A 16,607-nucleotide genomic window follows, 5' to 3' on the forward strand; every position below is an offset into this window, starting at 1 on the left:
GTCTAGTGCCTAACATTGACACTGACACACTATATATAGTGTTTTAAAATTTCTAAGGTACAAGATAGTGAGGTTTGGATGTTTTTGCAAGCGACAATTTTGGGGGCAAGCTGTGGATATCGTGAGGATAATCTACCCTGTTAGTAATAACTTACCCTGTAGCCTTGTTTTAGTTTGAAATTCTTATCAAAGCCGGTTATATCATCAGTCATAAATGTTATAAACGAGCGCTGATAATTTGAGTGAGCTGTAGCCTTTAAAGTGCTCTTATCAACAAGGTGGTATTAAAATTGTTGTTTTAACCACTGTGTTAAATCGATAGGCGTTTCAAAACTTATATCTGCTTGCCATTGTTTTATATTGTCGTCATCACGGATATAGCCCCACTTAGCTAAAGCCGCAATCATGTTAGATGCGTGAGCTGCTTCCATGTCTCTTTGAGCATCACCTAAATACAAAATATGCTCAGGTTCAACCGCTAGCTGTTGAGCTGCTAATAACATAGGGGAAACATGGGGCTTAGAATGCAAAGTCGAATCACCACTGACTATGGTCGGCATATCACTTAGACCCAACTTGTTCAGTAAAGGGCGAGTAAAACGCGCCGGTTTATTGGTCACCACACCAAATGGAATGTTTTGTTGGTTAAGAAGGGCTAAAAAAGGCCAAAGACCATCGAATAATTGGCAATTGTCACCAATTATTTGCTGATAGTGTTGGAGTAATGCTTGCTGTAATTGCTGCTGTACTTGAGGTGTTACATTTGGCTGCGCGGCTTGCACCATCGCTAGACTGCCATGAGATGCCTCATTACATAAAGCATCATATTGCACTGCTGGGTAGCCAAATTGCGTTAAGCTCAAATTCAGTGCATCGACCAGCTCCGGAGCAGTATCAGCAAGTGTACCATCGAGGTCAAAAAGCACCCCTTTGATTAGAGGGGGCTTTATCGAGTTAACCATGTTAGTCATTTTTTACCGTCGCAATCATATAATTGACTTCAAGGCTTTGGGTGTATTTAAAAACGTCGGTGATTGGATTATAAGTAATGCCTACTGCATCTTTACAAATAAGTTCAGCATCATCAGCCAGACTAATGAGTTCCGATGGTTTAATAAACTTCTTATGATTGTGTGTGCCAACTGGTAGCATTTTAAGTAAATACTCTGCACCAAGTACCGTTTCAACATAGGCGCGAATATTTCTATTAATCGTAGAGAAAAAGACAAATCCACCGGGCTTTACCATATCAGCACATGCTTGAATTACAGAGCTTGGATCCGGTACATGCTCAAGCATCTCCATACAGGTAACAACATCATATTGCTGCAGGTTCTCATCTCGGTGTGCTTCTGCTGTATTTTTAATGTAATTGACGGTGACGCCGGTCTCTAGTGCATGTAAACGGGCAATATCAAGCGGTTCTTCGCCCATATCTAACCCTGTTACATCTGCCCCAATTCGCGCCATACTTTCAGATAAAATACCGCCGCCACAACCAACGTCGAGGATTTTTTTACCAAATATACCGTTAGAAGTTTGATCAATATAATTGAGCCTTAGTGGATTTAAATTGTGCAAGGGTTTGAATTCACCATTAGGATCCCACCAGGTTTCCGCCATTTTAGCAAACTTAGCAATCTCTTCAGGGTCGACATTATTATTGTTTGGCACAGTTATTACCTCAGAACGATTAATTTGTCTTTTATCCTCATTATAATGATTAGTGCAAATAAACAAAGCAGATATCGGGGGTTTAATGTGATTAGGTTTAATTGGTCAATATATGCACTTATGCCTTGATTTTAATCGATACTATTATCATTTATTGCTTATTTAAAATGAATGCGATATTGGGTCTAGCGCCATCAAATAACTGTGTTAGAATGCCAAATCACGTTTTCAAGCATGGTCATTCTTACTCGTAAGGATTTCGTGCTAAATTTCAGGGGATCGAGCAGTTTATGACTGATCTGGCTTCATCAATAACACCAATTAATATTGAAGACGAATTAAAGAATTCATACCTAGATTACGCCATGAGTGTAATTGTAGGCCGGGCATTGCCCGATGTTCGTGATGGCTTAAAGCCTGTTCATCGTCGCGTATTATTTGCCATGAACGAATTAAAAAACGACTGGAACAAGCCTTATAAAAAATCGGCTCGTGTCGTTGGTGACGTCATCGGTAAATATCACCCACACGGCGATACTGCTGTATACGATACTATTGTTCGTCTTGCTCAACCTTTTTCTATGCGCTATCCACTAGTTGATGGTCAAGGTAACTTCGGATCAGTTGATGGCGATGCCGCGGCTGCGATGCGTTACACTGAAATCCGCATGGACAAAACGGCCCACCAACTATTAGCGGATCTTGATAAAGAAACCGTTGATTTTGTTCCTAACTATGATGGAACAGAGTTTATTCCTGCCGTTTTACCAACTCGCATACCAACCTTACTTGTTAATGGTTCATCGGGTATTGCAGTGGGAATGGCGACCAACATTCCACCACACAATTTAAGTGAAGTCATTGCTGGCTGTTTAGCTTTAATTGATGATCCTGATTTATCAATTGCACAATTGATGGAATATATTCCAGGCCCTGACTTCCCAACAGCAGCTCTTATCAATGGCCGTAAAGGTATTATTGATGGCTACAATACAGGTCGTGGTCGCGCAGTTATGCGTTCTCGAACTGATATTGAAACTGAAGATAATGGCCGCGAGCGGATCATTGTTCACGAAATTCCATACCAAGTTAACAAAGCTCGCTTAATCGAAAAAATTGCCGAGCTGGTTAAAGATAAAAAGCTTGAAGGAATTAGTGGCTTACGTGATGAGTCTGATAAAGACGGCATGCGTATTGTTATTGAGATAAAACGTGGCGAAGTGGGCGAGGTTGTCTTAAACAATCTTTTCGCACAAACACAAATGCAGTGCTCTTTTGGTATTAACATGGTTGCGTTGGTCGATGGCCAACCAAAACTGTTTAACCTTAAAGAGATGTTAGAGTGCTTTATTCTTCACCGCCGTGAAGTTGTTACTCGCCGCACAGTATTTGAATTGCGTAAAGCAAGAGAGAGAGCTCACATCTTGGAAGCGCTAGCTGTAGCCCTTTCAAATATCGATCCAATCATTGCATTGATTAAAGCATCGCCAACCCCTGCAGAAGCTAAAGCGAAATTAGTATCGCAAGGTTGGAAGCTTGGTGTTGTTAAAGGCATGCTTGAAGCTGCAGGTGATGATGCCGCACGCCCTGAATGGTTAGAACCTGAATATGGGATCCGAGATGAAGAGTACTTCTTAACAGAGCAACAAGCACAAGCTATTTTAGAATTGCGTTTGCACCGTCTAACGGGTCTTGAGCATGATAAAATCATTGCAGAATATGAAGAACTGCTTAAGTTAATTGCAGAATTCATACTTATTTTAAGCAGCCCGCAACGTTTGTTAGAAGTGATCAAAGAAGAGTTGCAAGAAGTGCTTGTCAACTTTGGTGACGAACGCCGTACTGTGATTAATGCTAACGAAGTTGATATGAGTCTTGAAGACTTAATTAACGAAGAAGATGTTGTTGTGACACTATCTCATCTTGGTTATGCAAAATATCAACCGCTAAGTGACTACCAAGCGCAGCGTCGTGGTGGTAAAGGTAAAGCTGCGACTAAAGTTAAAGACGAAGATTTCGTTGAAAAGCTCTTAGTTGCTAATACACACGATACCATTTTATGTTTCTCTGACTTTGGTAAAATGTATTGGTTAAAAGTGTATCAATTGCCGCTAGCAAGCCGTACGGCTCGTGGACGTCCAATTGTGAACCTGTTACCGCTAGCTGAAGGAGAGCGCATTACAGCCATTCTACCAGTACGTGAGTACGCTGAAGATAAGTACATTATCATGGCAACTTCACACGGTACGGTTAAGAAAACTGCCTTAACAGCTTACAGTAACCCTCGCGCAAACGGCATCATTGCAGTTAACCTAAAAGATGGCGATCAGTTGATTGGTGTTGATATTACTGATGGTAATGACGATATCATGCTGTTCTCAAATGAAGGTAAAGTTGTAAGATTTAACGAAAAAGCGCGTAACTCTGAAACTGGCGAAGTTAAAATTGACCCAGAAACAGGTGATGAGATCATAGCTCTTAGAGCTATGGGGCGTACTGCAACAGGTGTTCGCGGGATCAAGCTTGAAGACGGTCAAGAGGTAGTTTCACTTATTGTTCCTAAAGGGGATGGTGATATTCTTACTGTGACTGAAAACGGTTATGGTAAGCGTACTTCACTGTCAGAGTACCCTGCAAAGAGTCGTGGTACTAAAGGTGTGGTTTCAATTAAAGTCAGTGAACGTAATGGTGCTGTTGTTGGTGCTGTTCAAGTTGGCGAATATGACGAAATCATGTTGATCAGTGATAAAGGCACTCTGGTTCGTACTCCAGCAACGGGTGTGTCAAGTATTGGTCGTAACACTCAAGGTGTGACTATCATCCGTACCGCGGAAGATGAAAAAGTTGTTGGCCTACAACGTATTGATGAAATTCAAGAAGAAGTAGAGCTAGATGAAGAGGGTAACCCTATCATTGCTGAAGTGTTAGATACTGAAGCAGCAACTCCTGCAGCAGATGACAAACCAGAATCTGATGCATAATGTTTTTGTTTAGGTAAATAAAAAGGATGCCATTTGGCATCCTTTTTTAGTTTTAAGCGTATAAAAATTTGAACTCACAAGGCTAAATTAGTACTGGATAAAGATTCATTTTTGATGTTGCTTGAATACATCAGACCAAAAACTGGTCGTTAATTTTGCAATGCTTCTTGATTCTGCGTTTAATAAGAGCACCATGCCGACATTTAGCTCTGGTGAGTAAGATATTTGCGCAACAAACCCCGCGACCCATCCGGCATGATAGATCAGTGAATGGCCTTCAAACTCATATACTCGCCAACCCTTACCATAATGGGCGTTATCTAAGTGGTGTTTCCAATCTCTGCGGTGTAGTTCTTTGGTGGTTCTAACACCAGCAGTGGTGATGTCGGCAATAACAGCCGAAGATAACACCTCTGGGGCTGCGCCCATATTAGCCATTAGCCATTTAGACATGTCACTAATGCTGGCATTCACACCAACTGCCGGTGCTAATTGGTAATAGTTAGGCTTAACTTTTACTTTTTGGAAGCCTGATTTAGTTTTTACATGAGGTTCTGCGCGATTGCTTTGTTGCTGGAAAGCTTCAAACCCAATAGATGCAGTTTTCATGTTTAACGGTTTAAATATGCGTTGATTAATAAGTTGTTCGTAACTTTGGCCACTAGCTTGTTCTATTGCGTTTTCAATAAACGAAAAAGCAACGTTTTGATAGCTGTAACAGACTCCAGGGTTACAGATAGGGGTTAACTCTGAAAATTTGCTGATTATTTTATCAATATTGAGATCAGCATTGATTAAATTGTCATAGCTGTTTGGCATTAACCCAGTGCTTTGGCCAATAATATGTCCTAAATTTATTTGTTTACTGAGGTTTGGGTCGGCTAATTTAAATGAGGGCAGGTAAGTGTTTATAGGTTGCTGCCAATCTAACTTTTCTTCTTGAACTAACATGCTAGCTAAAGAACCTGCAAATGTTTTAGACACTGAAGCTAATCTAAACACTGTGTTGGCGTTAACGTTTAAGTTACCCCCTTTACTTCGCTTACCGTAATAGCTGAGCTTTAATATTTGGCTACCCTCAACAATAACAAACGCGCCACCTGGTACCTGTTCTTTTTTGAGTTGGCTATGAAAACGATGCTTGAATGAATCTGAGATAGGCTCTAGCGGTGAGGCTTTTACTGCTGTAGTGACTAATATTGCGCTTAATGTTGTTGAGAGAGCGCTAATGATAGTAGTGGGTTTAAAATGCATATAAGTCTCTATTTGGCAGTTAATGGCGTTAATTATTTTGCGAGTAGTTAATCAGTGAATAGCTAAAAGATATGGCTATTAGCTTGTCACAGGCTACAGTGTTATTGGAAGACTTGATTGATTGTGCGAGTTATATAATCAAGTTTAATTTGAATAGTATAAATGAACTGCTGCAATTGTTTTTCAATCATGATAACTAACGACAACATACTGAATTTTGGATGACTATTGTTAATCAAAAAATATGATTTTACTAGTGATTAGCCCCGCAGTTTTACCGTAGAATGAACTTAATATTAACTGTATGAGTGTTTTTTATTCTTCCAGTGTCTGCAGTGAGTTAGGATAGACTGTCGATAGTAAATAACCTGTCAATATATAAGCTTAAAAAAGAGGACAATGCTGTGAGCCCTATTTATAATTTCTGTGCCGGACCTGCCATGCTACCTCAGGCTGTGATGCAAAAAGCCCAAAAGGAACTTTTAGATTGGAATGGTTTGGGGACTTCGGTGATGGAAGTCAGTCATCGAAGTAAAGAGTTTATTGCCTTGACTGAACAAGCAGAATCGGACTTACGGTCACTTATGCACATCCCTGCAAATTATCATGTTTTGTTTATGCATGGTGGAGGACGTGGTCAGTTTTCTGCCGTAGCTAACAACTTACTAGGAGCTGGTGGTCGCGCATTATACCTTGTCGATGGTAGCTGGTCGTCAGCTGCGGTAACCGAGGCAAAGAAATTAGCCGGTGAAAATAACATTGATACGATAAATATTATCGATCCATCAACAGGAAAAAATAAAGTTGAGCTGCCTGATCTATTTAAAATAGATAAAGATTACCGTTACGTACATTATTGCCCCAATGAAACAGTGGATGGGATTGAAATTTTTGAGCCCCTTAGCAGTCCATGGCCGGTTATTGCAGACATGTCATCAAATATTTTGTCGCGTAAAATTGACGTCAGTCAGTTTGGTCTTATTTATGCCGGAGCGCAAAAAAATATCGGCCCTTCAGGCTTAAGCATTGTTATCGTTCGAGAGGATTTATTATCGTTGCCGAATTTGCCACAGTCATCAATTATGGATTACAAACTGGCAGTCAAGCATGGCTCTATGTTTAATACTCCGCCAACATTTGCTTGGTACCTAGCTGCTGAAGTGTTTCGTTGGTTGAAAGAAATGGGTGGCGTGGAGTCTTTGCAGGAATTAAATGCTAAAAAAGCGGCACTGCTGTATGAATGCATTGATGGATCAGATTTTTATACCAGTGGTGTAGCAGTAGAAAACCGCTCGCGTATGAATGTTACATTTCAGTTGGTTAATAGTGAGCTCGACGCTGAGTTTCTTGAGCAAGCTAAGCAAGCTGGTCTCGTCGCGTTAAAAGGCCATCGAAGTGTTGGTGGTATGCGAGCAAGCTTATATAACGCTATGCCAATAGAAGGTGTCAAAGCACTTGTAAGCTTTATGAGAAACTTTGCTACAAACCATGCTTAATTATGCTTACTGACCAAGAAACCGTTTTGTTAGCGGTTTCTTGGCAGTATCCTATTGGGCCAGTATACGCGTTTTCACAAAATATTGGCTATTGATTGTGCTAAGTAATCAACATTGTCGTTGCCAATTCCTGCAATGCTTATTCGGCTTGAGTCTACCATGTAAATACTATTTTGAGTTTGTAGTTGTTTGACTTGCGTTGGGGTTATTCCTAGAAAAGAGAACATTCCTTTTTGCTGTGTAATAAAGTCAAAATTTTGTTTTACACCGATTTCCTTTAGCTTATCAACCAGCATTGCTCTATTACCGTTGATACGATTACGCATCTGACTCAGCTCGGATAGCCACTCTTGTTTTAATGTTTGAGAGCCGAGAATTGTTTCTACAATTGCTGCGCCATGTGCTGGTGGCATTGAGTAAATACAACGGACAACGTACAGCAGTACAGAAAAAGCAACATCACTGGCTGCAGCATTTTCGCCAATGATACTGCATGCACCAATACGCTCTCGATACAGGCCAAAGTTTTTAGAACACGAGCTACATAGAATCATGTTATTAACGCTCGATGCCATTTTTCTAACCCCATACACATCTTCATCAACACCTTCACCAAAACCTTGGTAAGCCATGTCAATCAAGGGGGTAAAACCTTGTTGTTGGGTAAGTTCAATAACTTGATCCCATTGTTGCTGGTTTAAATCCATGCCGCTAGGGTTATGGCAACATGCATGAAATAACACGAAGTCGTTACGGTCAATGGTTGTTAGTGCCGTAATCATTTCGTCAAACTTTAGTGATTTTGTATCGTAATTATAATAGGGGTAGGTTTTGACTGTAATACCCGCCGCTTCGAATAATGCAGCATGATTGCCCCACGTAGGATCACTAACCCACAACACTGAATTTGCATTACAACGTTTAATAAATTCAGCTGCAACTCTTAATGCTCCGGTGCCACCTGGCGTGGAAAGAGTGCGAACTCGGTTGGCTAAAATAGCGGGGCTTTCTTTTCCGAAAGCCAGTTCTGAAATGAGTCGATTAAAGTCGTTTGAACCCGCAGGGCTGATGTAAACTTTCGTTGACTCTGAGTCTAACCTGAATTGTTCAGCTTTTTTAACGCAAGATAAAATAGGAGTATGGCCGGACTCGTCTTTATAGACTCCTACACCTAAATCTACTTTTTGAGGATGATTGTCTTCACGGTATTTTGCCAGTAATCCCAAAATAGGATCTGTAGGCATAGCTGTTAGCAGGTTAAACATCGTTCCATCTACCTCTTCATATTTTGCCGCTCAAAGTGCAGTCAATAAACGCATTTATAATTGACTAGAGTAACGTAAATGAATGGTGAGTAAATAGTCTCAACAACAAATTTACGCATATAACTATATGGCAATCAATGATTCCAGTCATAATCTGCCTTTAACAAACATCTGATTTCTTGCCGTTGGAATAATTTTGAACCTTAAAGATGCATTTTTAGTAGAAAAGTGTTGAATACTTCGTAGCAATCAGTAAATTTGTAGGTACGAAGTTCAAACAACCGCTAATTTTAGCTGTCACTTTGTCGTGGTGACTCAAAAGGCTATTAGCCTGAACATCTACTGTTAACCCGCAGATGAGTTTGACTCCTGCAGTAAATTTAAGAAGTTATCTATGAATCAATTACGTATAGAGCCTATCGATAAAGTGAGCGGAACGATCAATATTCCAGGTTCGAAGAGTATTTCTAACCGGGCATTATTACTCGCAACGCTAGCAGAAGGAACCACGACACTAACCAATTTATTAGATTCTGATGATATCCGCTATATGTTGGCGTCACTGAAGCAACTCGGTGTGAACTATCGTTTATCTGAAAATAATACCGTTTGTGAACTTGACGGTATAGCAGGCACATTAAACAGTGAGTCTGCGCAATCGCTATTTCTTGGTAATGCAGGCACGGCTATGCGCCCTTTGTGTGCTGCGTTAACATTAGGCCAAGGTGAGTTTACTCTAACAGGTGAACCCAGAATGGAAGAGCGTCCCATCGGAGATTTGGTCGATTCTCTTCGCCAGCTTGGCGCTGATGTAACATATTTAAAGGTTGACGGTTATCCGCCACTAACTATTAATTCCACTGGTCTCAATGGTGGTAAAGTGGAGATCGCTGGGGATTTATCGAGCCAGTTTTTGACCGCGTTATTAATGGTTGCACCTTTAGCACAAGGTGATGTGAATATTCAGATTAAAGGTGAGCTTGTTTCTAAGCCTTATATTGATATTACGTTAGCACTTATGCAGCAGTTTGGTGTTAATGTAACCAACAATAACTATGAATCATTTGTCATTAAAACAGGTCAGCGCTATGTTTCACCTGGTAAGATTCTTGTCGAAGGCGATGCATCTTCAGCATCATACTTTCTTGCTGCTGGGGCAATTAAAGGCGGTGAAGTTAAGGTAACAGGGGTCGGTAAGTTAAGTATTCAAGGTGATGTTAAGTTTGCCGATGTACTTGCACAAATGGGTGCAGATATACAATGGGGTGATGATTACATTATCGCTCGTGGTGGAAAACTTAAAGCCGTCGACCTTGATATGAACCACATACCTGATGCGGCAATGACGATTGCTACTGCAGCTCTATTCGCTGAGGGGACAACGCATATCCGAAATATCTATAACTGGCGAATTAAAGAGACAGATCGCTTAGCCGCGATGGCAACGGAGCTGCGTAAAGTGGGAGCCATAGTAGATGAGGGTCATGATTACATCAGTATTACGCCACCTATAAAGCCTAATACTGCCAATATTGATACCTATAACGATCACCGTATGGCAATGTGCTTTTCGATGTTAGCCTTTGCGGAATGTGGTATTACTATTAATGAACCTGAGTGTACATCTAAGACTTTTCCTGATTATTTCAATCAGTTTACCGCACTTGCCCAATAAGTTTTTCATACCGATACATTAGGTTAAGGAGTTTAGGCTAAAGCCATCATTGGGCTCCTTAACCAAGTTCTATCCGTTAATAATTGAATTTTATGCCGCTTTCTATCGTTATTTGGTTTATAATGCGCGCGCTCATTTTCAGTTATATCATGGAAGATGGAATTTCTTGTGGAGGATTTTATGTCAGAACGGGCTCCTGTTGTCACTGTTGACGGCCCAAGCGGTGCGGGTAAAGGTACGATTAGCCATTTACTGGCCGAAAAATTAGGCTACAAATTATTGGACAGTGGTGCAATTTATCGCGTATTGGCGTTAGCCGCGATTCATCACAATGTAGAACTAGATAATGAAGAATCATTAACACTACTAGCAGCTCACTTAGACGTACAATTTGTTACTGGTAGTAATGGTATAAAAGTCGTACTCGAAGGTGAAGATGTATCCGTTACGATACGTAGCCAAGAGTGCTCAAGTGCAGCCTCAAAAGTTGCGGCTTTTCCGAGAGTTAGAGAAGCATTATTACGACGTCAGCGTGCGTTTGCTGAAGCACCAGGCTTGATTGCTGATGGTCGTGACATGGGAACGGTTGTTTTCCCTACGACTCCCGCTAAACTCTTTTTAACTGCAAGTGCAGAGGAAAGGGCTCAAAGGCGCTATAATCAGTTGCAGGACAACGGCTTCGATGTTAAAATCGATCAACTTTTGTCAGAGATAAAAGAGCGTGACGACCGTGATATTAATCGCAGTGTCGCCCCTTTGGTTCCCGCCGAAGACGCGCTTATTATTGATACGACTGGAATACCAATTGAAGATGTTCTAGAGCTAGCTGTAGCGCATATTCATAAAAGTTTTCAAGTACCTGCATAATGTAGGTGCTTTACTATTTGCTCCAAGGATGAGGCAAATTATTATACTGACTCCACGTCTAGGATGGGCTGTGGTTTATTAAAGAAAGTAACTAAAACATGACTGAATCTTTTGCTGATCTATTTGAACAATCCCTAGAAACTTTAGAGTTTCGTCCAGGTTCAATCGTTAGCGGTGTAGTTGTTCGCATCGAAAACGGTACTGTACTTGTTGACGCTGGTCTTAAGTCTGAAAGCCCAATCCCTGCTGAACAATTCAAGAACGCTGCTGGCGAACTTGAAATTTCTGTTGGTGATACAGTGCACGTTGCTCTTGACTCTGTTGAAGATGGCTTCGGTGAGACTCAACTGTCTCGCGAAAAAGCTAAGCGTCACGAAGCTTGGATCGTTCTAGAAAAAGCGTACGAAGATGCTGAAACTGTAATCGGTATCATCAATGGTAAGGTTAAAGGCGGTTTCACTGTTGAATTAAACGGTATCCGTGCATTCCTACCTGGTTCTCTAGTTGACGTTCGCCCAGTTCGCGACACTGCTCACCTAGAAAACAAAGAATTAGAATTCAAAGTTATCAAGCTTGACCAGAAGCGTAACAACGTTGTTGTTTCTCGTCGTGCAGTTATCGAATCAGAAAGCAGCGCTGAACGTGATGCTCTTCTTGAGAACCTTCAAGAAGGTCAATCAGTTAAAGGTATCGTTAAGAACCTTACTGATTACGGTGCATTCGTTGATCTTGGCGGTGTTGATGGTCTTCTACATATCACTGATATGGCTTGGAAGCGCGTTAAGCACCCATCTGAAATCGTTAATGTTGGTGACGAAATCAACGTTAAAGTTCTTAAGTATGACCGTGAACGCACACGTGTATCACTAGGTCTTAAGCAACTTGGCGAAGATCCATGGTTAGAAATCAGCAAGCGCTACCCAGAAAACACTCGTTTGACTGGTCGCGTTACTAACCTAACTGACTACGGTTGTTTCGTTGAAATTGAAGAAGGCGTTGAAGGTCTTGTTCACGTTTCTGAAATGGATTGGACTAACAAGAACATCCACCCATCTAAAGTTGTTAACTTAGGTGATGAAGTAGAAGTTCTAGTTCTTGACATCGATGAAGAGCGTCGTCGTATTTCTCTAGGTCTTAAGCAATGTAAGACTAACCCATGGGATGACTTCGCAGAGCGTTTCAACAAGGGCGACAAAGTATCTGGTAAGATCAAGTCTATCACTGACTTCGGTATCTTCATCGGTCTTGACGGCGGCATCGACGGTCTAGTTCACCTTTCTGATATCTCTTGGAATGGTACTGGCGAAGACGCAGTTGCTGATTACAAGAAAGGCGACGAAATCAATGCAGTTGTACTTTCTGTTGACCCAGAGCGCGAGCGTATCAGCTTAGGCGTTAAGCAAACTGAAGACGATCCATTCAATGCATACCTTGCTGATAAGAAGAAAGGTGTTGTAGTTAATGGTGTTGTTACAGCAGTTGACGCAAAAGGTGTTACAATTGAATTAGCTGAAACAGTTGAAGGTTACCTTCGTGTTTCAGATATCTCACGTGAACGTATCGAAGATGCATCAACAGTTTACTCTGTAGGTGACAAAGTTGAGTCTAAGTTCATGGGTGTAGATCGTAAGAACCGCACCATCAGCCTTTCTATCCGTGCTAAGGATGAAGCTGAAGAGAAAGAAGCAATGGCTAGCTTGAACAAGCAAGAAGATGCTGTCATGAGCAGTGCGATGGCTGAAGCGTTCAAAGCAGCTCGTAAATAATCGCCTTGAAGTTCAGGGGTGCTAGCACCCCTATAAGGTGACTGTGTTTGGCTTGATAACTAGAGGGTATAGGATGACAAAATCCGAACTAATCGAAAAGCTTGCCACTAGGCAGTCGCAGCTGTCTGCTAAAGAAGTGGAAAGTGCTATTAAAGAAATGTTGGAGCAAATGGCTGATACATTGGAAGGTGGAGATCGAATAGAGATCCGCGGCTTTGGTAGTTTTTCACTTCATTATCGTGCACCGCGCATTGGCCGAAACCCAAAAACTGGAACATCAGTTGAATTGGAAGGCAAATACGTACCGCACTTTAAGCCAGGCAAAGAACTGCGCGAACGTGTTGATGCAATCAACGCCTAATTTACACTGTATTAAAAGCCTCCATTAGGAGGCTTTTTTTTATCTATCGCTCAGGTATCACTGGCTAGTTCTCAATTTTTCTTAGATAATCAAAGCTTATTAACAAGTGTATGGAGCTAAACGTGAAGTCATTTATTATTGCTGTAATTGTTGCCGCCTTTTTTTTAATCGCGCTTATTTTTGGTGCTCGCAATGAGCAAGTAGTCACCATTAGCTACTTTGTTGCGCAAGGAGAATTTAGACTACCTGTTGTGCTTGCTGTTGTTTTTTTAGCAGGGTTTCTCGTTAGTTGGTTATTTGCTATGTACCACATTACTGGCCTTAAATTTACTATTCGACGTTTAAAGAAACAGCTCGCCATAGCTACCAATAATGTCGACACCAAAAAGTCTGATACGGATAAACCCCCTCTAGAAACTACAGAAAAAGAAGTCGAAGCGTAATATGTTAGAAATTCTGTTTCTGCTTCTTCCTATTGCTGCCGGCTATGGTTGGTATATGGGACGCAGAAGTGTAAGGCAAAAGCAGACCAATCAAAGAAAGCAGCTTAGTAGAGACTATTTCACTGGCTTAAATTTTTTGCTCTCAAACGAATCAGATAAAGCTGTTGATCTGTTTATTTCAATGTTAGATGTCGATGATGACACAATTGATACTCACCTCTCATTAGGTTCTTTATTTAGAAAGCGCGGTGAGGTTGATCGCTCTATACGAATTCACCAGAATTTGATTGCTAGGCCTAGTTTAGCCAATGAGCAAAGAGACATTGCGATGATGGAGCTAGGCAAAGATTATTTAGCTGCAGGTTTTTATGACCGAGCAGAAGAAATTTTTATAAACCTTGTTAGTCAAGACGAGCACAGTGAAGAAGCTGAAACACAACTTATAGCCATTTATCAAGTTACAAAAGAATGGCAAAAAGCTATTGATATAATTAAAAAACTTAAGCGTAAACGCCAACAAATTTTAAAGTTTGATAGCGCACATTTTTATTGTGAATTGGCTGCTGAAACCGATGACAATGAGATTAAACTAAAAAGGTTACTTGCTGGCTATAAACAAGATCCTAGTTGTGGGCGGGTACTACTATCTTTAGCTGAAGTTTACTTAAAAATTGAATACTTTAAGTCAAGCAAACAGTTTATCCATAAGCTACTAGCTGCGGATGTTGATCTATTTCCTGATTGCTTAGTTACAGCAAAGTCCCTCTACTTGTTAACTGAGGATAATCAGGGTTACCAAGAGCTATTAAGAGAAGCAATTGAGAAAGGTGCTGGTGCTAGTATTACTGTTACTTTAGCACAACACATGATTGAACAAGGTAATGAGCAAGATGCCGAACGATTAATCCTTGAAGGGTTAAGCCGTCATCCAACGATGAAAAGCTTCCAGCATTTAATGAAAATACACCTTAAACAAGCAGAAGAGGGCCAGGCCAAAAAAAGCTTATCTATGCTTGAGCAGCTTGTTGAGCAGCAGATAAAATTTAGACCGGGATACCGATGCAGTGAGTGTGGTTTTCCTTCTCATCGATTATATTGGCACTGTCCTTCATGTAAAAATTGGGGAAGTATCAAAAGAGTTAAGGGGTTAGATGGCGAATAGGTCATCAAAGCGCTCAAATAAGTAAAAATAATACCGTGATTGGAGACAGAATGACAAACAAGCCTATTTTGGTTGCCTTAGATTACAATAATAGAAATGAAGCCTTAGAGCTTATTGATAAACTTGATCCTGAAATGTGTCGACTTAAAGTCGGAAAGGAGATGTTTACATTATTTGGGCCACAAATTGTAAGCGATATTCACAGTCGCGGATTTGATCTGTTTTTAGATTTGAAGTTTCATGATATTCCAAACACAGTTGCTAAAGCCGTTAGCTCTGCTGCTGAATTAGGCGTATGGATGACAAATATTCACGCGTCAGGCGGCTTAGCTATGATGGAAGCGGCAAAGCGTGCACTTGAGCAATACGGCGACAAAGCACCATTACTGATTGCCGTCACTGTACTGACATCTATGAATGATGATGAGTTACGCATGCTTGGGATCAATGTCTGTGCCTCGGAACATGTGTTACGTTTAGCGGCATTAACTCAGCAAGCTGGTTTAGATGGTGTTGTGTGCTCAGCGCAAGAATCGAGTTTACTTAAGAGTAAGTTTGGCGAAGATTTTAAATTGATCACGCCGGGAATTCGACCTTTAGGCACTGATAATGGCGATCAACATCGAGTGATGACCCCGTCAAAGGCACTGGCTGCTGGTTCTGATTATTTGGTAATAGGGCGACCGATTACTCAAGCTGCAGATCCGCTTAAGGCATTACATGCGATTTATCATTCAATTACGTAGATCACAACCTTTAGCCCGTAATTAACAAAACGGTCAAATAGCTCAGTACTAAACAGAGATAAATTAGAGAATACAAGATATGGCAAACCCTTTTCAAGAACAGCTACTTAAGGCTGGACTGGTTAGTAAACAAAAAGTAAGAGATACCAAAACACAAAAGCGACGCGATAAAAAAGCTAAAGTTGATGATGGTAGTGATTTACTAAAAAAAGAAATTGCTGCAAAAAAACTTGCGCAAATAGCCAAAGATAAGCAGCTTAATGAGCAGCGTTTTAAAGAGGCTTCAGAGAAAGGGTTAGTTCGTGGCTTAGTAACCGAGTTTAAAAAATTTGCAATCAGCCCTGCACGAGATGCCGATATTAAATTCAACTATACTTTTGAAAATAAAATTTTCTCATTGTATGTTGACCAAAAAATGCAGGGTCAATTGTTAAAAGGTCAGTTAGGTATCATTAGACATGAAGACGTTAGCTACCTAGTACCGCATAAGTTAGTTGAGCGCGTTAATTTACTGGTTCCTGCTTGGGTTGGTTACTTATGGTCTAAAGAAGATAATGTAGAAGTTGTTGAAGAAGACGACCCATATGCAGATTATGTTATTCCTGATGACTTAATGTGGTAGTCAGGTTAGCTTTGACAATCTAGGCTGCGAGTCAAAACCGTAATAGAAAACTATTACGGTTTTTTGTATCCAATATATGTTTAGACCTTCAGTAGTAAGGCGTGAATTGAGCTTTAGTTTGCGCCAGTATGTTCACTTTTCATTGTCTATTTAGATGCTGTTTGCAGATGTAGTCATAGCTGCCCTCAGGCGACATTATGCATCATTTGAGCACCACCCTGTTTAAGAACAAAATTAACTTCAAACCTGCTGAAAAAAGTGCTATTTCAACTTCATTGCTCCGTACGTGAAGCTT

Annotated in this window: 14 protein-coding genes; 10 read left to right on the plus strand and 4 right to left on the minus strand. The window is 40.7% G+C overall.

Annotation, left to right across the window (positions count from 1 at the left end; all coding sequences use genetic code 11):
• Positions 1-284: 284 nt before the first annotated feature.
• Positions 285-971 (minus strand): HAD family hydrolase, encoded by a 687-nt coding sequence (locus RGE70_RS08750; protein ID WP_310471080.1) that lies wholly within the window; start codon positions 969-971, stop codon positions 285-287.
• Positions 964-1,674 (minus strand): bifunctional 2-polyprenyl-6-hydroxyphenol methylase/3-demethylubiquinol 3-O-methyltransferase UbiG, encoded by a 711-nt coding sequence (ubiG, locus tag RGE70_RS08755; protein ID WP_310471081.1) that lies wholly within the window; start codon positions 1,672-1,674, stop codon positions 964-966. Before ubiG ends, RGE70_RS08750 begins: the two co-directional genes overlap by 8 nt.
• Before the next feature lie 290 nt (positions 1,675-1,964).
• Between ubiG and gyrA the strand changes: the two genes are divergently transcribed.
• On the plus strand, positions 1,965-4,655 hold the full coding sequence (gene gyrA, locus RGE70_RS08760; RefSeq protein ID WP_310471082.1) for a DNA gyrase subunit A: 2,691 nt from the start codon (positions 1,965-1,967) through the stop codon (positions 4,653-4,655).
• Positions 4,656-4,760: 105 nt separating this feature from the next.
• Here the strand turns inward: gyrA and RGE70_RS08765 are convergent, their stop codons facing one another.
• Positions 4,761-5,909 (minus strand): serine hydrolase domain-containing protein, encoded by a 1,149-nt coding sequence (locus tag RGE70_RS08765; RefSeq protein WP_310471083.1) that lies wholly within the window; start codon positions 5,907-5,909, stop codon positions 4,761-4,763.
• Between the two features lie 404 nt (positions 5,910-6,313).
• Between RGE70_RS08765 and serC the strand changes: the two genes are divergently transcribed.
• On the plus strand, positions 6,314-7,405 hold the full coding sequence (gene serC, locus RGE70_RS08770) for a 3-phosphoserine/phosphohydroxythreonine transaminase (RefSeq protein ID WP_310471084.1): 1,092 nt from the start codon (positions 6,314-6,316) through the stop codon (positions 7,403-7,405).
• A gap of 74 nt (positions 7,406-7,479) precedes the next feature.
• Here serC and RGE70_RS08775 read toward each other — a convergent pair whose 3' ends face one another.
• Positions 7,480-8,670, minus strand: a complete 1,191-nt coding sequence (locus RGE70_RS08775; RefSeq protein ID WP_310471085.1) for an amino acid aminotransferase — start codon at positions 8,668-8,670, stop codon at positions 7,480-7,482.
• Between the two features lie 394 nt (positions 8,671-9,064).
• Here RGE70_RS08775 and aroA point away from each other — a divergent pair, with 394 nt between their 5' ends.
• From aroA to RGE70_RS08815, 8 genes are all read left to right on the plus strand, one after another.
• Positions 9,065-10,345 carry a 3-phosphoshikimate 1-carboxyvinyltransferase gene (aroA, locus tag RGE70_RS08780; RefSeq protein ID WP_310471086.1) on the plus strand — a complete coding sequence of 427 codons (1,281 nt, stop codon included), beginning with the start codon at positions 9,065-9,067 and terminating at the stop codon, positions 10,343-10,345.
• Positions 10,346-10,525: 180 nt separating this feature from the next.
• On the plus strand, positions 10,526-11,212 hold the full coding sequence (gene cmk / locus RGE70_RS08785; protein ID WP_310471087.1) for a (d)CMP kinase: 687 nt from the start codon (positions 10,526-10,528) through the stop codon (positions 11,210-11,212).
• Between the two features lie 98 nt (positions 11,213-11,310).
• The gene (gene rpsA, locus RGE70_RS08790) at positions 11,311-12,978 is read left to right on the plus strand and encodes a 30S ribosomal protein S1 (RefSeq protein WP_310471088.1); all 1,668 of its coding nucleotides are present in this window, start codon (positions 11,311-11,313) and stop codon (positions 12,976-12,978) included.
• 73 nt (positions 12,979-13,051) lie between these two features.
• Positions 13,052-13,339, plus strand: coding sequence for an integration host factor subunit beta (gene ihfB / locus RGE70_RS08795; protein ID WP_310471089.1), 288 nt, complete (start codon positions 13,052-13,054; stop codon positions 13,337-13,339).
• A gap of 122 nt (positions 13,340-13,461) precedes the next feature.
• On the plus strand, positions 13,462-13,782 hold the full coding sequence (locus RGE70_RS08800) for a LapA family protein (RefSeq protein ID WP_310471090.1): 321 nt from the start codon (positions 13,462-13,464) through the stop codon (positions 13,780-13,782).
• A gap of 1 nt (position 13,783) precedes the next feature.
• Positions 13,784-14,944, plus strand: coding sequence for a lipopolysaccharide assembly protein LapB (lapB, locus tag RGE70_RS08805; RefSeq protein WP_310471091.1), 1,161 nt, complete (start codon positions 13,784-13,786; stop codon positions 14,942-14,944).
• A gap of 50 nt (positions 14,945-14,994) precedes the next feature.
• Positions 14,995-15,690, plus strand: coding sequence for an orotidine-5'-phosphate decarboxylase (pyrF, locus tag RGE70_RS08810; RefSeq protein ID WP_310471092.1), 696 nt, complete (start codon positions 14,995-14,997; stop codon positions 15,688-15,690).
• A gap of 79 nt (positions 15,691-15,769) precedes the next feature.
• A complete protein-coding gene (locus RGE70_RS08815; RefSeq protein ID WP_310471093.1) occupies positions 15,770-16,312 on the plus strand; it encodes a DUF2058 domain-containing protein in 543 nt (180 codons plus the stop codon).
• Positions 16,313-16,607: the final 295 nt, after the last annotated feature.

The organism is Shewanella youngdeokensis (genome assembly GCF_033180165.1).
GTDB lineage: Bacteria > Pseudomonadota > Gammaproteobacteria > Enterobacterales > Shewanellaceae > Shewanella > Shewanella youngdeokensis.